This window comes from Paenibacillus vini, assembly GCF_018403325.1.
Lineage (GTDB): Bacteria > Bacillota > Bacilli > Paenibacillales > Paenibacillaceae > Fontibacillus > Fontibacillus vini.
Map to the genome: position 1 here is coordinate 178,296 of NZ_BOSL01000008.1, position 17,311 is coordinate 195,606.

Here is a 17,311-nt window from a genome sequence, read left to right on the forward strand (position 1 = left end):
TCCAATCCTATCTTTCAGGTTTGAATCTGCGCAATAGTTTCCTTACCCAGCCTACTATGGTCGGAAGCAGAAACAGTAGAACAATTCCGGAGACAATCCCATATCCGAGCTGAGATTCCCTCTCCTCAGATAACATTCGCTCCATATTTGTTCCGATCAAAATCACGTTGTGCTCTTCCTTGCCGGGTAAGGTGAACGGCTCCAATCTTCCTTCTCTGGCGCGTCCGATGACCGTGATTTGTTCCCCTGGGGACACTGCATAGTAGCCATATGCCCTTTTCTTCGGACTCTCCACCAACAGCGGCCGGGATGTCCCTCCTTCATATATATTAGACAGTTGACTCGGATCAACGGTGCTAAAATCCAGCGGGAGCCAATTCGTGTAGAAGCGGAACCACTCCGCTTGCACGACTACGCCATTGATCACGAAGCTGCCTAAAACCTCCGGACGGCGGTCTTCGGATCTTTTGTAATCGCAATTGCTTTTGCTGCATCCCCAAAGAAATGTTTCCTTTTGCAGCAACGCATAAGTATTCCGAAGTTTGCCCTCATCAGTCACGGCAGCTATGCCTTCAACACTGCCATCAAGCCGGACAATTTCGTCGATATCGGGAGTCAACTCTAGCACCGGGCGCGCGTTAGTTATGATCTTTGTAAGTCTGGCTGAATCCCAATATAGTAACAGTAGGCCGAATAAAACAAAGAAACCAAGAAATTTTAAGAACCCGAGCCAGAATGAACCGGAGCCGTTTCGCTTATTCTTCTTTTTCTGCTGTTTTTTTGCCATAGGCCCCCTCCTCCTCTTTGCACGAAAAATCTTCTTGAGTTAGTTTATCATACTAGCTTAAGCCGCTGGAAACTTGAAATTTAATAATCTTTCTATTAAGTTATTTTAATGAGGGGGTTAGTCAACCATGATGAAAGCTAAGAGAAGTATAGTGATTATGATCTTCATAGCGCTGTTTGCCCTGCTTGCCGGCTGCAATGTGTCCCATAAACAAACGGTGCCTGAAGATACGGACCCTGATTCCGTATTGCAGTCCTTATATACGGCCGAACACATCAAGTCGGTGAAATCGGCGATCATAGAACCGTTAAATAAAAGCTCGGAAATCGAACAAGGCATCCGTATCTATTATCAATACGCTATTTTGCTTAAAGGTGCGGTCGACCAGGAAAATAAAGATATTGCAAACAAGCTGTATATTGTTACAGCAGTCGAAAATACACAGGAAAACCGGGAAATTAGTGTCCAGTACATAGGTGGATCTCTCAACGGGGAAATTCGCGAACTCAGACCGCGCCATAAAACGTTTCAAGTAAACGCATGCCGCACCGAATCCGATTCTCCTTGCGACAGCGGCGATCCGACTTCATATGAAGCATACGCGGTAATATTTTCACTGGACGAGTACTCTGCTCTTGAAGAACAAGGAAATGTTGTCGATATCACGGTGAGGTATGCCTTGGGAAAAAACAAAAAGGAACTGCGGGAACAGTTCCTCAGCGACTCCGGACTTCAAGAAACCGGAAAGGCAGCCGTCTCCTTTCAACTGCCTGCCGCATTCCATTGAACAGGTTCAAGTTATATGTAGTTGATGATCACTCCGCCTAATGCGCCTGTAATAACAACAACCCATGGTGGGGTTTTCCAGAAAACTAGCATTATAAACAAGATGGACGCGAGGGCAAAATCAGCGGGTGCAAGTATGGAACTGGTCCAGATCGGATCATATAGAGCAGCCAGCAAAATACCTACAACCGCTGCGTTAACACCTACCAGCGCACCTTGAATTATTGGCTTCCTTCGGAGTGAATCCCAAAAAGGCAGAGCTCCAATAACCAATAAAAAGGCTGGTAGGAAAATCCCTAAAGTTGCAATGATCGCACCAGTCCATCCATTCATTATAGCTCCCAGGTAGGCAGCGAATGTAAACAAAGGACCCGGAACCGCTTGGGTAGCCCCATAACCCGCCAGAAAGTCTTCTTTGGAAAGCCAACCCATGGGTACTACTTCCCTTTCCAGTAAAGGCAATACAACATGTCCTCCGCCAAACACAAGCGAACCCGATCTATAGAAACTGTCAAACATGGGAAGCCATTGGAGCGAAGTAATTCCTCGTAGGAAAGGCAAGATGATCAATAATCCAAAGAATAGGACTAGACAAATCACGGCTAACGAACGCTTTATCGGTACACGGATATCCGGCAACTCAGGTATCTTCGTGTTTTTATATAAAAATAAACCGATAATACCCGCTAATACGATGATCAACGCCTGACTAATCGCCGTTTGCCAAAGTAGTGTGACCGTTGCCGCTATAATGGCAATCGTCGCACGGTTCCGGTCCGGAGTCAGTTTCTGCCCCATACCCAGTACCGCATGAGCAACAATTGCGACAGCGACTAGCTTTAAACCGTGAATCCATCCGGCGTTCCCGATATCAAATCCCTGTAACAGATAAGCAAAAAGAACAAGAGCAATTACCGAAGGAAGAGTAAAGCCAATCCAGGCTGCAACCCCTCCCATTAATCCTGCGCGCATCACCCCGATCCCAATACCGACTTGGCTGCTGGCCGGCCCGGGCAGGAACTGACAAAGAGCAACCAAGTCTGCATAGCTGCGCTCATCCATCCACTTTCTGCGCCTTATATATTCATTATGAAAATAACCTAAATGTGCAACGGGCCCACCGAACGAGGTTAAACCAAGTTTCGTGGAAACTCTTAATACTTCAAACACAGCCTTCAGTTTATTATTTTGACTAAGCTGATTATCGGACATTACGCATCCCTTTCGCGGCTTATTTTCCTGCCATCAGTGTTTTACACATGATATAATCTCTTTGTTCTTCATCCCCCATAAAGAAAGAATGGGCACCAACTTGGACAAATCCTATTTTCTTGTAAAATTGAATCGCGTTCTCGTTCTTTTCCCAAACCCCCAGCCAGACTCTATTTTTCTTTTCTCCTAAAGCTATATCTATCGCAGTGTTAATTAAATATTTTCCAAGCCCCTGTTTCTGAAACTTATTTCTTATATAAATCCTCTCAATTTCGAGTGCATCATCCCCCATTTTTTCCGATTGGGCAGTCTGACTGTTAATTTTCAAATACCCGGCAGGTTCTTCATCTAAGAAGATCAAAAAGAATTCCGAATGGATATTGTTCAATTCCATATTCAACTGATTGGAGTTAAATGCCCGATCCATATAGTTCTTCATATTTTCAGGCGAATTCTGATCCTTGAAGGTATCGTTAAAGGTTTCAATACTTATTTCTTGGAGTAGTTCTACATCTTCGATCCCACACTTTTGTATTTTCACAGACATTTGAATAGATAGCTCCTTTAGAAAAGATTATAACTCAATACTTTCGCTTATTTCCCTTTTTTACAAACTCCCAGTCTACTTCAATATTCTTTCTAACTCTTTGAATTAACTGAAACAGAGTTTCTGCTTCTTCATCGGAAAATCCGGCTAGCGCGACATAATCGGAATGAATATGTTCACTTCTTATATAAGGATAGACACTCTCCCCTTTTTCTGTAGGAAAGAGTTTTTTGATTTTTCTGTTATATGGATCATCTTTCCTTTCAATAAATCCGTTAAGTTCAAGTTTCTTTATGGCACGAGCGGCGGTTGTCCGATCCACTTTCAATATTTCGGATAATTTCTCCTGGATGATTCCAGGGTGTTCGCAGATCCGTACCAGGTACAAATACTGTCCTTTTGTAAGCTCATATTCCTTAAACTCGATATTGCTGATGGAATCCAATGCTCTGGCAATCGTTCCGATTTCACGTAGAATTTCTTTCATAGATAACTCCTTAATTTCTTATGCTAATCGATACTCGTTATACATGTTATATTATTTTTGTTGCATTTACAACATTCTAAAAAACAAAAGCTATATCATTTGTCATAGTCGAAATTATTGATAAAAAAGATAATTTAAACCGATAATATATTTTTATAACCCATTATGTGAGAAAAGAAGGTTCGGAGATGAATCGAAATCCATACGCTGCAATCATCGGTAAACCGATCAAATCTTCACTAAAACCCGTGCAGGAGGTTGGAATTATTATCCTTTCCGCCTTGCTTGTCGCGGCTGGTCTTAATTTATTCTTGATTCCCCATCAGCTTTTATCCGGTGGACTTACGGGGGTCGCATCCATCATTGGTTATATTACCGGGTGGAATATTTCAATCGTGTATTTTTTGCTTAATGTCCCACTCATTATCTGGGGTTGGAAGGCGGTTGGACGAAGATATATCGTATATAGTTGTATCTCGGTCATCTGCACGACTTGGTTTATGGCTCTTATTCCCGTCATCCAACTAACCAAAGACCCTATTTTGGCTGCGGTATTCGGCGGCCTCATCTCAGCGGGAGGCATCGGATTCTCGCTCCGAGTAGGCGGCTCTACCGGCGGGTTCGACATACTCGGCTCCATCGTAACTCGCAGACGGGATGTTGCGATGGGAAATGTTCTGTTCATTTTAAACGGCGCTGTGATTTTAGCACTCGGCTTTTTCCGGAGCTGGGACCTGGCACTGTACTCCATGCTGTCCACGTACGTCAAAGGTAAAGTGGTCGACATGATTCATATCGGACATATCAAAGTCACTTGCTTTATTATTACGAAAGAAAAAGAGAAGATGCTTTGCCAGCTCCGCAAACTTCATCATGGAATAACATGCATCCATTCGGAGGGCGGGTACAGTGAGCAAGAAAACTATACATTAATGACGGTCACCACTCGGTATGAATTGGTAGCGGTGCGGAAAGCGGTTCTTCAAACCGACCCCCGAGCATTTATGAACGTGGTACAATCCACAGAAATTGTTGGACGTTTTGCACGACCCAAGGTATAGATATTAGATTTGGAATCAGATTTTAAGTTTATAAATAGATAACAATATATTTCCAGCCAATCAGGTCAGCCTAGGTCTCCCCCTTCGCTGACCTGATTTGTTATTTTATCTAAACGTAGGATAAGCCATTCTGGGAATAATGCTAAATGACACCGCAAGGGTACCTAGTATGCATCCAATAACATTCAAAGGCGGGATTGAACATGACCGTAATATTCCCCAAGGACTTCTTATGGGGCGGAGCCGTGGCTGCGAATCAATGCGAAGGCGCTTATCAGGAGGATGGCAAAGGCTGGTCCACTCAGGACGTTGCTCCGCAAGGTATCAGAGGCCCCATTACAGAAGTTCCTACTGACGATAATCTGAAGCTGATCGGTATCGACTTTTACCATCGTTATAAGGAAGATATCAAGTTATTTGCTGAAATGGGCTTTAAGGTATTCCGTACCTCGATAGCCTGGTCCCGGATCTTTCCGAATGGAGATGAGCTCGAGCCCAATGAGAAGGGCTTGCAATTCTACGATGATTTGTTTGACGAATGCCTTAAATATGGGATTGAACCGCTCGTGACGATATCGCATTACGAAACCCCGCTGCATTTGTCCAAGCAATATGACGGCTGGGTCAATCGGCAAATGATCGGCTTCTATGAACGTTATGCAAGAACGTTATTCACGCGTTACAAAGATAAAGTGAAGTATTGGCTGACCTTTAATGAGATCAATTCCATTCTGGAAGAGCCGTTCATGAGCGGCGGTATTTATACTCCGAAGCAGGAGTTAAGCAAACAAGATCTATATACAGCGATTCATCATGAATTCGTTGCAAGCGCGCTGGCCGTAAAAATCGGGCATGAGATTAATCCGCACGCAAAAATCGGTTGCATGGTTCTTAGTATACCAACGTACCCTCTCACACCCAAACCGGATGATGTCATCGCTGTCATGGAGGCTGAACATAAGAACTACTTCTTCGCCGACGTCCATGCCAGAGGCTATTACCCTGGCTACATGCAGCGCTTTTTCCGGGAACATAATATTGAGATTCATATGGAACCGGGAGATGCCGAAATTCTAAAACACACGGTAGATTTCATTTCCTTCAGCTATTATGTGAGCATTTGTGAATCGTCGGATAAAAGCAATCGCAAACCAACCGATTTGTTCAACGGGGTGCCTAACCCGTATCTGGAGACAAGTGACTGGGGTTGGCAAATTGATCCCCAAGGTCTGCGCTATGTACTCAATATGTTTTACGATCGGTACCAGAAGCCGCTCTTCGTAATTGAGAATGGCCTTGGAGCAAAAGATGAGTTAATTACGGGTGAAGATGGCAAGCCCACTGTTCACGATGATTACCGGATCAAGTACTTGAACGATCACCTGGTTCAGGTCGGTGAGGCGATCAAAGACGGAGTTGAAGTGATGGGGTATACTTCTTGGGGTTGTATAGACTTGGTGAGCGCCTCCTCTGCACAAATGAGCAAACGTTATGGTCTCATTTATGTAGACCGCAACGATGACCATACCGGTACTCTGGAGCGTTATCGCAAGAAGTCTTTCTTCTGGTACAAAGATGTCATCGCTTCTAATGGACTAAGTTTGCAGCGTTAGCAGTCGGTAAACATAGAGGATTAAAAGAAGCAGCGGCACACCAAGACTGGATAAATAAGTCTTGAAGATGCCGCTGCTATTATGGAACGTTATTGCTGATCTCCGTTAGAAACCCGTTCTTTGCAGCTGTATCAATTAACTTTAGAATATTTAAAAGCGCTTTGTAGTTAAACATATACCATTGGTTCTCATTCGCTTGATGAATTAAAACCTCGGGGTCACGATCACTATCCGTCGAACGAATTAAGGAATAAACATCAAACCGTAATATGCTATTCCCTTCTTGGTCTAAAAAGTCATATTGTCCAGCTTTATAGTAGTAACCAGGTGGGAGGTGACTACGCCAGGAATAATTAGGAGGTGCTTCGACTTTCTTACCTTTGTTTTCTACAAAAATATTATAGATTACTTCATTATAGGTATTCCCATGGATTTGATTGACTACGCCACCCAAAATCATGTGGTATTCCTGTTGCAATGCTTTCACCTTTACACCATCGATGATCAACGGTTTGGTTTCCACAGTTACTGCAAAGTTGCTATAACTGACTTTACACCCAAACGTTTCTGCAATAAAACGAAGCGGAACCATAACCCGATTATTCTTCAGATATGGCTTGGCATCTAAAAGTACTGCTTTTCCATTTTTCACGGCTTTATTGCTATTCTGGTGTAATATTACCTCGACATTACTATTTGTGAGTATGATTTTTGAATCCGACCACTTAACCGTAGCTCCCAAATTTTCACTGATCACACGCAGAGGTACCATGGTTCGGCTGTTCACAGTTTCGGGACTTACATCGGAGGAAATCGCAGTCGTTGCGCCATCGGTTTGATTCTTCATAAGTATTTTTACGGGTTCGGCGGCATAAACGGATGATGCAAATATCATCACACTCAACACAGCTGCTGCTGTTATCAGCTTCTTCAAAACGACCACTCCATATATAAAGGTATTTTAATAGTAATCCAGGATGTATTTATAACCCCCAAATTATACCATAATAGAGTTGCTTTCTGTAACGAAGCTGATCTTCTTGGGCGTTATACAAGGAATTTTCTCGTTCATTGCACTGAAATGGCTGCTGCCGCGTTTAATCGGGGAACTTGGTTTGGAGAAGAAGCATATCTGGGGAATTTCGATCGGATTCATCTTCACGATAACAAACGGCATTGCTGTCTGGCTTACATTAATGTGACCATCAAGCTAAAAGCCCGCGCCAAACGCGGGCTTCTTTCTATCTACGACTATTGCTTCCAAAGCGCCAAGAGTTGCTCCAATTGTTCCTTTAAAGGCGGCTTCGCCTTTCTTGCAGTTCCGGCAAGCTTATCCGCACTCTTAAACAACCGATACAGTACCAGCTCCCGCTCATAATCCTTCTTCTCTTTCAGTACATCGACAAGCGCGCCTGCAAGCTCGGGATCGTCGATCGTTGCATTTTTTACATATTTCCCTTCCTCATTGCCACCGAGTAAAATAGTAACCAACACTGGAAGATTCTCCTCTGTTAGACCGTGGGCTTCAATAAAAGCTTCAGCATAGTCATCCTGCACCATTTGATGCTCCGTATCCACCAGTTCCATATAGCGGCACACTAATGAGAAATAAGATTCACTGTATAAACCGAGGCCCATTACCGCGTAAGTACCCGGCATTACTGATTTCTCTCCAGGTTCCACGTCCCCGTACCACGCATACTCTTCCATCACAACATCTGCATATTCCGCTATTTTGGGAAAAAGTGCCGGATAGGTGAGCGCATTAGCGAAAAACTGGTGCAGCTTCGACTTCGCCAGCTTTTTCAACGGAAGAAAATGCTTTTGACTGCTCTTCAGCTTCAGGCTGTAACTCTTAGGAAACCCTTTGCGCAAAAGGTTGATGATATAATTCAAGGCTTCACCGTAAGTCGCCACTTCTTCGGATAGAATACGGACTTCGATTAGCTGCGTTACGTCGTTGTTACTGCATTCCACCCGCTCACTCCGCAAGACACTCTCAAACTTACCGCTGCCGACCTTCAGATAATTCGCTGCCCGCTGCGAACCCAGCTTGACTGCTAAATCCAGATACTTTTTCCGGGTTTCCGGTTCGGTAAATCCGACCTTCAACGCGACATAGAGGAAGAAATCCAGTTCCCCTTCGTCAACGGATCGGCGGTCCTTCTCCTCCTTTAAAATCCAATCGAATCCATAATCACCTGAAGAATCAAAATGTTGCGGCAAAAATTGTTCCTTGGCCCAGGTGTTAAAAGCTGACGTATATTGCCGGATCCACTCGTTCTTACGTTTTTGACTTATGTTCAGTTTGTCCGAAAGCCGGCCGATCAAAGGCTCAATAACTGCTTTTTCTTGTTTCATCATATCCGGATTAATCAAATGCTGAGCGAAGAAGAACATGTCATGCTCCTTCGGCAAAACCGGAAGTTCGGAAAGAATCTTGGTCTGAATAAAATTCTCCAGCGACTGCCGAAGTTGCTGCAGCTTCGCTTCATTAAACAAATTGCGGTGCAAAGTGATTATGGATTGATCGCGCTCAAATTCAAACACGACTTCAAACCTGTAATCAAAAAAACGGGGACCGAGCTCCTCCGACCTGAACAGTTGATCCACCCGCTCGCACAAAGCTGGAAATACCTCTTCCGTCAGTTGTTCATCGGTCAATTCCTCGATATACTCTCCTGCTTCAAACTTATAAGAGTCGTCGCTCCAAGAGAAAGGTTCGTAAACATCAATATGCAGCCTTCCTTGCTCCCAGTTGGTTTTTCCTTTTCTCCAGGCTACCCGAACATAGTTCATGATTCCTGCCTGCAGCTTGCTGTGGTTTTTCAGATCGCGTATTCTTTGACTCTCCTTGAAGTAAATCTCCATGATTCTATCCCATATGTCCTTTAAGAAAACTTCCGAAGTCGGGTTCATGATCGACACCTCCTGCAATCAATATAGAATTTAAATTGGATGAATTTGTTCCAGTCTTTCTTTTAGTGCTGCGGCAAGTTCCTTCCAACGCTGGCTTTCCGTCGTTCCATCGAGCGCAGGGTCGTCTTGCTGACTTCCGCCCAATTCACGTCCAGCTCCCCTTTGGATCACTTCGATTCATAATTAATAATGATTGCATCTCTGGTTACTTCGTCATAGGCAATCCACAACTCATCGCCCGGCTCGACTCCGTAAACCGGCTCGATCGTCTGGTTGATACGGTAGGCGATCCCAGCCCGCTCAACGGTGATCTCCGCCAGCGGCCGTTCGCCAAGGGTTCCGGAAAATTGGACGGACACGACCATGGCCGCTCCTTGCTTCCCTTTTTGTAAGGCAAACTCTTTCTTGAAGTCGTCCTTTCTCATGGTAACCGGGATGACCACCCCTGCTTTCACAGGCAGCCCTTTTGGTACAAACAGGCTGTTGACCTTTCGGAAGCTTACATTTCCCTCGGAAACCATAACCTCCAGGATCATAAGCTGCCGATTTACGATCGTCACCGGATATTCTTCGGTAGCAATCACTTCGCCTTCCAGCGTAATTTGCTCCGACTCCGCGAAACCGGCGTTTATCTTACCGTAGCTATGAATTCTCGTTATCCCTTGAATCTGCACCAGATTCGCTCTTTCGCCAACGCGGTATTCAAACCCGGGAGGCTGCACGACCGGAACGGCATAGTCGCGTCCTTCAGCTTTAAAATGCAGTTGCAGCGCATGGCCGCGGTTTACTGCGCCCAACGCCTCGATGCGACTCAACTCTGCGTCTTTAATGAGGTCCGGGCTCGGTTGCTCTTGGACGTTGTCCCCGGTTACAAACACGGCTTTATGCTTCTTACGATTGTAGCTGATAAGTACGGAATCGCCGACTTTAATGTCATTCAAGAATGAAATAACCTTCTTGATCTTGACTTCTTTCATCAGCCCTTCATCCTCAAAACGGACAGTAAACCGGACCAGCGGCAATTCGTTGATGTACGTGCCCGTTTCTTCCATCCGGGAGATCGTACCCGGAAGCTGCTGCCCCTGAGAGATCTTTCGGGCATTCGACCTCATCGATATCATTGGAAGCAAGACAAGCGCAAGGATGGACAGAATGGGTATCATAAGCCAAATCACCCAATTGAGGATAAGCGGTCCTCCCTCTTTGACGTAACTCCAGAAGCTTTGCAGCGATTTTACATCCTCGCCTATTCCGACCAGCCAACCTTCAACATGTTCTCCCTTCAGAAACCTCAATTCCCGGGCCTCCAAATCGAATGCGCCCGAAGCAGGTGATTCTCGTTCCGCTAAGTAGAGGATGTTACTTTCCGGTTCCTTAAAAAATGAGGTATCTTCATTTGTTAAATCCTCGTATGTAAGCTGTTCCAGAAGACTAGTAACGTCGCTGAATTTTCCGGTCTTCTCATTGTAGAGATATCCCAGCAAGGTACCGTTCATTTCATCTCCCGTCGTCGAACCTGCAATCATTACTTCTTGATCGTTCAGCAAGAATACACGCGCTTGATACACAGGTTGTGGGGTAGGGACTTCCGCTCCCCATTGATTCTCATTGGCATCATAAAACTTGGCCGTTCCCGGGTAATTGGAATCCTCCCGAATCAGCTTCGAATTATTGATTCCAAACTGCTTGGCGAACTCTGCGGCGGCCCGATCCTGAGCGGCGAAGGAACCTTCCCCCTCTTTCTTCATGACCACGGACGGCAGATTTGCCTTGTCGAAAATCCCGCTTACGAGCGCAGTTCTATCGTCTTTTAAATCTATTTCAAACATAGGAACCGCTTTGTCGTTCTCAAAGCTTCCATGGACCTCCATAACGTGGACAGGTCGGGCCGGAAGCAGTGAAGGAGAATCCAATAGTTTCGTTTCAAGCTGCCCGGCTTTCACTTGGGCTATGTACGGGACGGACTCCGCCGTCTCACCCGAAATGATCAGTCTTCCACGCCATTCATATGTACCCGAGCTCAAAAATGCAGGAATGCGAAGCTTGCCTTGAGCGAGCTCCTCCATTTCCCCTGACCGCGTAAAATAATTGAGTTGGAGTCCTAAGCTGTCGTCATAAGTCGGAAGGATCACCCCGTTCTGCTGATAAGAAACAGCCCCTAGCTCACCATGAATATTGGTGCGCAGTTTCACCTCTTTGAGCAATATCCCGTTTGTCGCATCAAACAAATAAGCCGTAGTATAGCCTCCGTCATTTTCGTCGGATACCCCGACCACCCTTTTTCCCTCGTCAATCATAAAAATGCCCGACATGGATGGTAGATGGTCATCAATATTTGTCATGTAACCACTGTAATCTTTCCAAACAAACGTGCTTAAAATGATGGCCGGAATAAAAAAGACCAAGTTAGCAATAATTGCGGATTTTATGTTTTTCATTCCCTCTCCTCCTCCTACAAAACACACAGCCGCAAACTTTCTTATGAATCAAAGAAATGCATTCTCAAGCATGGGGCCTCACAAATACTCGCCAAAATAATCCTCCGCTATTTCACGGGAATAACCGTCCTCACCTCTCCAGGTGGCCATCGAATTAAAATCGGTGCCCCGCCCGCGTTCTTTACGGTAATCGTCTTTGGACTCCAGCAAGCCTATGTATCCCCAAATTTCCATCACGACGTCTCTCTCATATTGATTGGAAGGAAGAACAAGCTTCCAGCGCTTCTCTAACTGCCTTGCCGCTTCCTTATCGCCGCAAGCATCTACCGCATCAAACATTTGCTTTAAGATCGCCACGTCTTCGCCTGTGACCTCAAACTCATCTGACTTGGCGAGAAACTCAAGGTCCATCAAGCAATAAGCTAACCAATTTAAGCGGACGCCTCCCCATTTGATCCGTTCGAAATTAAGTACGTTTAAATCTTCGTCGATATACTGTTCATCCGCCATTAGCCTACTGTCATTGCAATCACCGCAAGCACTATATCCTGGCTGCTCCGCCGGCCGCTGTGCATATGTATGTATAGGTAAATCTCGCGTAAGCGCAAAGCTGGACAAAGCGCTCCGCAAATAGACCTTGCGCGTGGAAAGACTATGTAGAAAGGATCGTACCGCCTTCTCTTTCGTGATCTGCCCCTCATGCAGCTCTTTGATCCTGCTAATGCATTCATCATGACTCCAGGTGAACGGATCAAACATGACTCCTTTACTTTTTGCATACTGGAACTCTTCTTCCGTATAATAAGCTCCGCCGTTTCTCCAACGTCCGGAGGTCCAAAAAGCGTTCATCAGTATTTTCTTGGCTTTGAGATCCATCAGTTTCTTCCTTCCATCATATATTTAAACCGCGATTCTATTCATGATACACTGGAAAAGCAAGGAAGCGAAAGGTACGAAATATGCAGAAATTAGGAAAGGAATGTTGACTTTGCATGCATTAACGTCGGCGGAACTGATCGATAAGGAACATCACGCATGGGAAGAAATTGTTGAGCTTTTGGGCAAAGGGACTAATCCATATGTCATTCTCCCCGCCGAGCGGTCATCCGCGGAGGACACGCTATATCAGCTACAAGTAAGCACAAAGTCCTATTTAGGAGCAGTTGCTTTCGAGGCGGGTGGCATATTGTGGGACGGGGGCTGGATTCATTTGCTCGGATCGGGGAGTCCGGGAATCTTCGGCAGTTTGAATACGTGGAATGGGTTGTCGGACAACATGGTAGTCGATCCGCTTGAGGGAATGCTTGTGGTCGCTTATGATGCGGCCGGCGGTTTTTTTGCGCTGGATACGGGCAAATTTGGCGGCAGCGGATTAATCCACTATTTCGCGCCGGATACGTTGGAGTGGGAATCTACGGAGCTTCCATATTCCGGGTTCCTCGGCTGGCTCGTGGAAGGCGATCTGGAGCAGTTCTATCAAACTTTTCGTTGGCAAGAATGGCGAGAGAATACAAGCCGGCTCCGGGAAGGCGAAGTATTTGCTTATTATCCTCCGCTCTGGACGGAAGAAGGCGGCGGAGACAAGAGCCGGAAAGCGCCCGTATCTGTCGTCGAAGCATGGAGCTTTGTCTTGGGAAATGATAGAAATGCATAGAAAACAGCCCGATAGATTCGTTCTACCGGGCTGTTTCTATTATCTTAGTCTGAGAGCTTAAGCAGAAGATTCCATCTTAGCGGATCAATTCGCGAAGCTCGGCAGCACTGACATTATACTGCGGATTGAATTCGTTCGAGCTCATATAACCGGCCAAACTCGACAAGAACTGTCTTCCCTCCGGCGTTTCGCCCGCCTTACTTGCATCCAGGGCGCAAACGAGGAGCTTACCTTGTCCAACCCGGCATTCAAACAGGAAGCCAAGTTTGTGATTGCGCTCAAAGTTGTCGATCGTCTGTACGATCGGGCTCCATTCACGGTCGGTTCCGTCCATGATGATTGACTTCGAGTTTTGGACGATGCTCCACCAAGGGTAAGTGGAATGTTCTTCGCACGGGAAATCACGGAACACAGGGTGATTGTTCTCAATCAACAGACCCATGGTACCTACAGGCACCGGACGGTTCATGCTTTCGGAGATGGACCGGAACATCGGATAGCACCAGAAATCCGTACAGTAAGTCCCCTCAATGGCATTCTCGAGAGATTCCGGTTTCGGCATCAGCAACACGTTCTTACCTTGCTCCAGAAGCGCCAGTGCTTCATCGGAAAGCTCCTCGAATAAGTTGATTTCGTCTTCGTCAATTCTGCTTCCGATGAGCTGCGGATAAATCCAAAGATCGTATGATTTGCGGATGTCACTTCCTTCGATCCATAAGGATAATTTCGCAGGAGTCATCCGGTGGACCACGGGCAGGTCAACCGTCAACTGGCAGATGTCGATGTAATTTGATCCCGCCTGAATGTTCGCTTCAGCGGATCCTTCCGCAAGTCTTGCGTCTTCCGCGGAGAGCTCCCAATGTAACGACAGATTGCCGGGTGTCCCGCTCCGGAACCAGCTCAGCTCGACGGCGGCAATGAAGCGTTCCCCTGCGACATAGTTGTATTTTGGGAACCTGGCCAGCAGGACGGCGTCGCTGCAGAATGTGCGCCATTCCTCCGGCGTGATCATTCCTTTGGAATCCATAAAAGCATCCAGCACGCCTACTAATGCGGTTCCTTGACCGCTAAAATCCTGTAGATCCAGCAGTTGGAACCCCGCAAGTCTCCGGGAACGGAACGCGGCCTCCAGTTCTTCCTTGTAGCAGGCAACCGCCAACTGTCCCGAGCTTTCAAAGTATTTACCGGCAAGATGGCCCAGCCCCTTGCTCTCCAGACGTTCGCGGAAGAATTTGAAATTCTCGGCTTTGAGCGAGCCTTGATATTTGTCGATCTCCTCAAAATTCGGAAACGTCGCATATTGCCCGATCTCATGAGAGACCACCGGCATTTGCGGGATCCATTCTCCGGAGACGTCTCCGGCTTCCACCGTCTTGGCTTCGGTGCCGTACTGGATCTGAATCGACCCTCCGGCCTTTTCGTCCGAGTCCGCCTCTTTTCCAAAGCTCGGTGGAACGATCTGATCGTCATAATCCTTCATCGTGCTTGGATAATCGGTTTGCACATGACCCTGCGGAGCATCGCACATCGCATAGGAGCCTCTGAACAACCGGTCCCGTGAAAAGCGCACGCCGCAGAAGAAATCGTCATGCTCCAATATCTCCGGCATGAATTGGTGGTTGTTGGAGCCTTGCGTGTACAAATGTCTGTCGTCGAATGCTTTGTATTCTTTTAGAATGGAATCGATCTTCGTTCTGCTCCCCCAGAGTTCGTTGCCCAGTGACATCATCACAAAGGATGGGTGATTGCCAAAAGCCCGCAGAATCTCATACCCTTCACTGATCAGATAATCCTGTTCCGCCTGGTTATGTCCCTCATCGGCTTCTTCGGTGATCGTTCCCCAGAACGGCAACTCCGGTTCCATGTAAATCCCGAGCATATCCGCGGCGGTAAAGGCCGCTTCCGGCGGACAGCAAGTGTGAAAACGATAATGATTCATGCCGTAAGATTTAGCGATTCCAAGGATCCTCAGCCATTCTTCTACGTCCGTAGGCGCGTATCCGGTCAATGGGAAGATCAGGCCGTCATGCTTGCCGCGAAGAAATGTCTTCTCTCCGTTAATGGTAAACTTGTCGCCAGCCGCCTTAAATTCCTTAAGACCGAAGATCAACTCATGACGGTCGGCTACTCCCGCTTCTCCATCTTTCAAGACAAGACTTACATTATAAAGGTTAGGTTCGAATTCGCTCCAAAGCAGCGCATCGGAACCCAACTCATAGACGAAGGAGAACTCCCCTTCCGATACGGCAAACTCTTGCTGCGGAGCCGAGTGTGAATTCTTGCTGTTAAAGCTTTCGGCAACAACATCAACCGTTCCCTCCGTTGCCCCTTTCAACAAACCGGTGACCCGCACAGAGCAGGCAGCCAAATCCGGAGTAAGGCGAATGTCGCTCAAAGACGAGTCACCGAAGAATTGAAGCTCCAGGCGACCGGTGATGCCGTTCCAGTTTGTTTGCGTATCCGGGGAAGTTAAGTGCCCGCCTTTGGTCGGATAATCGGTATTATCAACCCGGACGGTAATGGTGTGGCTGCCTGCTTCAAGCTTCTCCAACTCGTAAATATGTGCGGTGTTCAGACTGTTGCGGCTGCCGATCTCCCGGCCGTCCAGCCAAACCGTCGTCATCCGGGTGCGTTCCAAATACAAAGAACAGTTCTTTCCGGCAAGTTCTTCAGGAATCGTGATTTCCTTCGAATACCACGCCTGTCCTTCAAACAAGTATTCATCCGTCAAGGCGCCGATCAATACATTTTCGTTTTTCGGTCCCTTGCGGGCATGCGACGTCGTACCAGGCAGATTGATGACATCTTGAAACGGCAGATTCAGTCCCTGTTTTCTCTCATCTAATTGCAGCTTCCATTCGCCTTCAAGGCTGATCTTGGTTAGCAAAAATATCACTCCTAATATGTAGTAAACGCTTCAAAAAAACCGCGCTGAGCGCGGTTTAAAATAAGGGAACCTACCGAAAGTTCCCCACATTTCCTGAGTTCCTTAGTAGACTAGAACTTCCATTGCCGCCGTGGGGAGTTCCTTCTCCCTCATCTTACAAAGTTTTGACCGAAGGATCAAACTTTGATTGCTGATACACGCAACCGGCTTGTATCTATCATCCACTGTCCATCCAGTTCAAGACGCGGCTTTGCGGCAGATTCTATGAAGCTATAGATAGATTCTTTATCAGATGGGGTAACGTCCGGGAAAAAATAGGTGGCGAAACTGTCCAGCCAGTTCCGGATTCCTAAACTCCCCTTGAGCGGCGTGAGTTTGTCAAAGTGCTGGGCAGAGGCGACGCGAAAACCGGCCTGCTCCAGCAGGCTCGCATATTCTCCAATGGTAGGATGATACCACGGATTCCGTCCCTCCCAGGTGTAACCATGCTCCTCCAGCGCCTGCTTTATCGCGGAAGTGAGCACAGCGACGTTACCGCTGCCGGCGAATTCGGCCACAAATCGGCCGCCCTCCCGCAGTGCTAACCAGATCGTACGCACCACGGCCGGCGCATCCTGAATCCAGTGTAAGGCTGCATTCGAGAAGACGGCATCAAACTGGACATCCGTCCTGTATTGGCATGCGTTTTCGACCAAAACATCCAGCCCCGGGTACTTCAGTCTGGCTCGGCCTACCATTTCCTCGGACAGGTCAATTCCGGTAGGGATTGCGCCCGCAGCCGCGATGGCGGAGGTCAAGTCCCCTGTCCCGCAGCCCACATCCAGAATTCGTTCTCCCGGTTGGGGGCTCAGCATAGCTAATACTTCCAGCCCCGGCTTACCGGTGAGATCAGGCATCCTGAGGCGCTTTTCATAACTCAT

The 17,311-nt window shown here is 46.9% G+C and carries 15 protein-coding genes; 5 read left to right on the top strand and 10 right to left on the bottom strand.

The window, feature by feature from the left end:
- Positions 1-7: 7 nt before the first annotated feature.
- The gene (locus KJS57_RS14180; RefSeq protein ID WP_211020418.1) at positions 8-787 is read right to left on the bottom strand and encodes a hypothetical protein; all 780 of its coding nucleotides are present in this window, start codon (positions 785-787) and stop codon (positions 8-10) included.
- Positions 788-914: 127 nt separating this feature from the next.
- Here KJS57_RS14180 and KJS57_RS14185 point away from each other — a divergent pair, with 127 nt between their 5' ends.
- Positions 915-1,574, top strand: a complete 660-nt coding sequence (locus KJS57_RS14185; protein WP_213655296.1) for a hypothetical protein — start codon at positions 915-917, stop codon at positions 1,572-1,574.
- Between the two features lie 11 nt (positions 1,575-1,585).
- Here the strand turns inward: KJS57_RS14185 and KJS57_RS14190 are convergent, their stop codons facing one another.
- Genes KJS57_RS14190 through KJS57_RS14200 form a run of 3 tightly spaced genes read right to left on the bottom strand, consistent with a single transcriptional unit; the run spans position 1,586 to position 3,819 of the window.
- The gene (locus KJS57_RS14190) at positions 1,586-2,785 is read right to left on the bottom strand and encodes a chromate transporter (protein WP_213655297.1); all 1,200 of its coding nucleotides are present in this window, start codon (positions 2,783-2,785) and stop codon (positions 1,586-1,588) included.
- Positions 2,786-2,804: 19 nt separating this feature from the next.
- Entirely contained in the window at positions 2,805-3,332 is a 528-nt protein-coding gene (paiA, locus tag KJS57_RS14195) for a spermidine/spermine N(1)-acetyltransferase (protein ID WP_213655298.1), read from the bottom strand.
- A gap of 34 nt (positions 3,333-3,366) precedes the next feature.
- On the bottom strand, positions 3,367-3,819 hold the full coding sequence (locus KJS57_RS14200) for a MarR family winged helix-turn-helix transcriptional regulator (protein WP_213655299.1): 453 nt from the start codon (positions 3,817-3,819) through the stop codon (positions 3,367-3,369).
- Between the two features lie 188 nt (positions 3,820-4,007).
- On the opposite strand from KJS57_RS14200, the gene KJS57_RS14205 reads away from it, so the two are divergent.
- Both KJS57_RS14205 and KJS57_RS14210 read left to right on the top strand, forming a co-directional pair.
- The gene (locus KJS57_RS14205; RefSeq protein ID WP_211020413.1) at positions 4,008-4,880 is read left to right on the top strand and encodes a YitT family protein; all 873 of its coding nucleotides are present in this window, start codon (positions 4,008-4,010) and stop codon (positions 4,878-4,880) included.
- Between the two features lie 203 nt (positions 4,881-5,083).
- Complete coding sequence (locus KJS57_RS14210; RefSeq protein WP_213655300.1) at positions 5,084-6,493, top strand: glycoside hydrolase family 1 protein; 1,410 nt, start codon at positions 5,084-5,086, stop codon at positions 6,491-6,493.
- Between the two features lie 79 nt (positions 6,494-6,572).
- On the opposite strand, the gene KJS57_RS14215 is transcribed toward KJS57_RS14210, so the two are convergent.
- A complete protein-coding gene (locus tag KJS57_RS14215; protein WP_244861539.1) occupies positions 6,573-7,427 on the bottom strand; it encodes a copper amine oxidase N-terminal domain-containing protein in 855 nt (284 codons plus the stop codon).
- Between the two features lie 106 nt (positions 7,428-7,533).
- On the opposite strand from KJS57_RS14215, the gene KJS57_RS14220 reads away from it, so the two are divergent.
- The gene (locus KJS57_RS14220) at positions 7,534-7,695 is read left to right on the top strand and encodes a hypothetical protein (RefSeq protein ID WP_213655301.1); all 162 of its coding nucleotides are present in this window, start codon (positions 7,534-7,536) and stop codon (positions 7,693-7,695) included.
- 49 nt (positions 7,696-7,744) lie between these two features.
- Here KJS57_RS14220 and KJS57_RS14225 read toward each other — a convergent pair whose 3' ends face one another.
- The 3 genes from KJS57_RS14225 to KJS57_RS14235 all read right to left on the bottom strand — a co-directional run bounded on the left by KJS57_RS14225 (position 7,745) and on the right by KJS57_RS14235 (position 12,726).
- A complete protein-coding gene (locus tag KJS57_RS14225; RefSeq protein ID WP_213655302.1) occupies positions 7,745-9,412 on the bottom strand; it encodes a DUF6138 family protein in 1,668 nt (555 codons plus the stop codon).
- 167 nt (positions 9,413-9,579) lie between these two features.
- Positions 9,580-11,850: a hypothetical protein gene (locus KJS57_RS14230; protein WP_213655303.1), complete on the bottom strand. Its 2,271-nt coding sequence runs from the start codon at positions 11,848-11,850 to the stop codon at positions 9,580-9,582.
- Between the two features lie 78 nt (positions 11,851-11,928).
- On the bottom strand, positions 11,929-12,726 hold the full coding sequence (locus KJS57_RS14235) for a hypothetical protein (RefSeq protein WP_213655304.1): 798 nt from the start codon (positions 12,724-12,726) through the stop codon (positions 11,929-11,931).
- Positions 12,727-12,838: 112 nt separating this feature from the next.
- Between KJS57_RS14235 and KJS57_RS14240 the strand changes: the two genes are divergently transcribed.
- Positions 12,839-13,504: a DUF2625 family protein gene (locus tag KJS57_RS14240; RefSeq protein ID WP_213655305.1), complete on the top strand. Its 666-nt coding sequence runs from the start codon at positions 12,839-12,841 to the stop codon at positions 13,502-13,504.
- 76 nt (positions 13,505-13,580) lie between these two features.
- On the opposite strand, the gene KJS57_RS14245 is transcribed toward KJS57_RS14240, so the two are convergent.
- Both KJS57_RS14245 and KJS57_RS14250 read right to left on the bottom strand, forming a co-directional pair.
- Positions 13,581-16,400 carry a DUF8487 domain-containing protein gene (locus KJS57_RS14245; RefSeq protein ID WP_444544265.1) on the bottom strand — a complete coding sequence of 940 codons (2,820 nt, stop codon included), beginning with the start codon at positions 16,398-16,400 and terminating at the stop codon, positions 13,581-13,583.
- 167 nt (positions 16,401-16,567) lie between these two features.
- A complete protein-coding gene (locus tag KJS57_RS14250; protein WP_213655307.1) occupies positions 16,568-17,311 on the bottom strand; it encodes a class I SAM-dependent methyltransferase in 744 nt (247 codons plus the stop codon).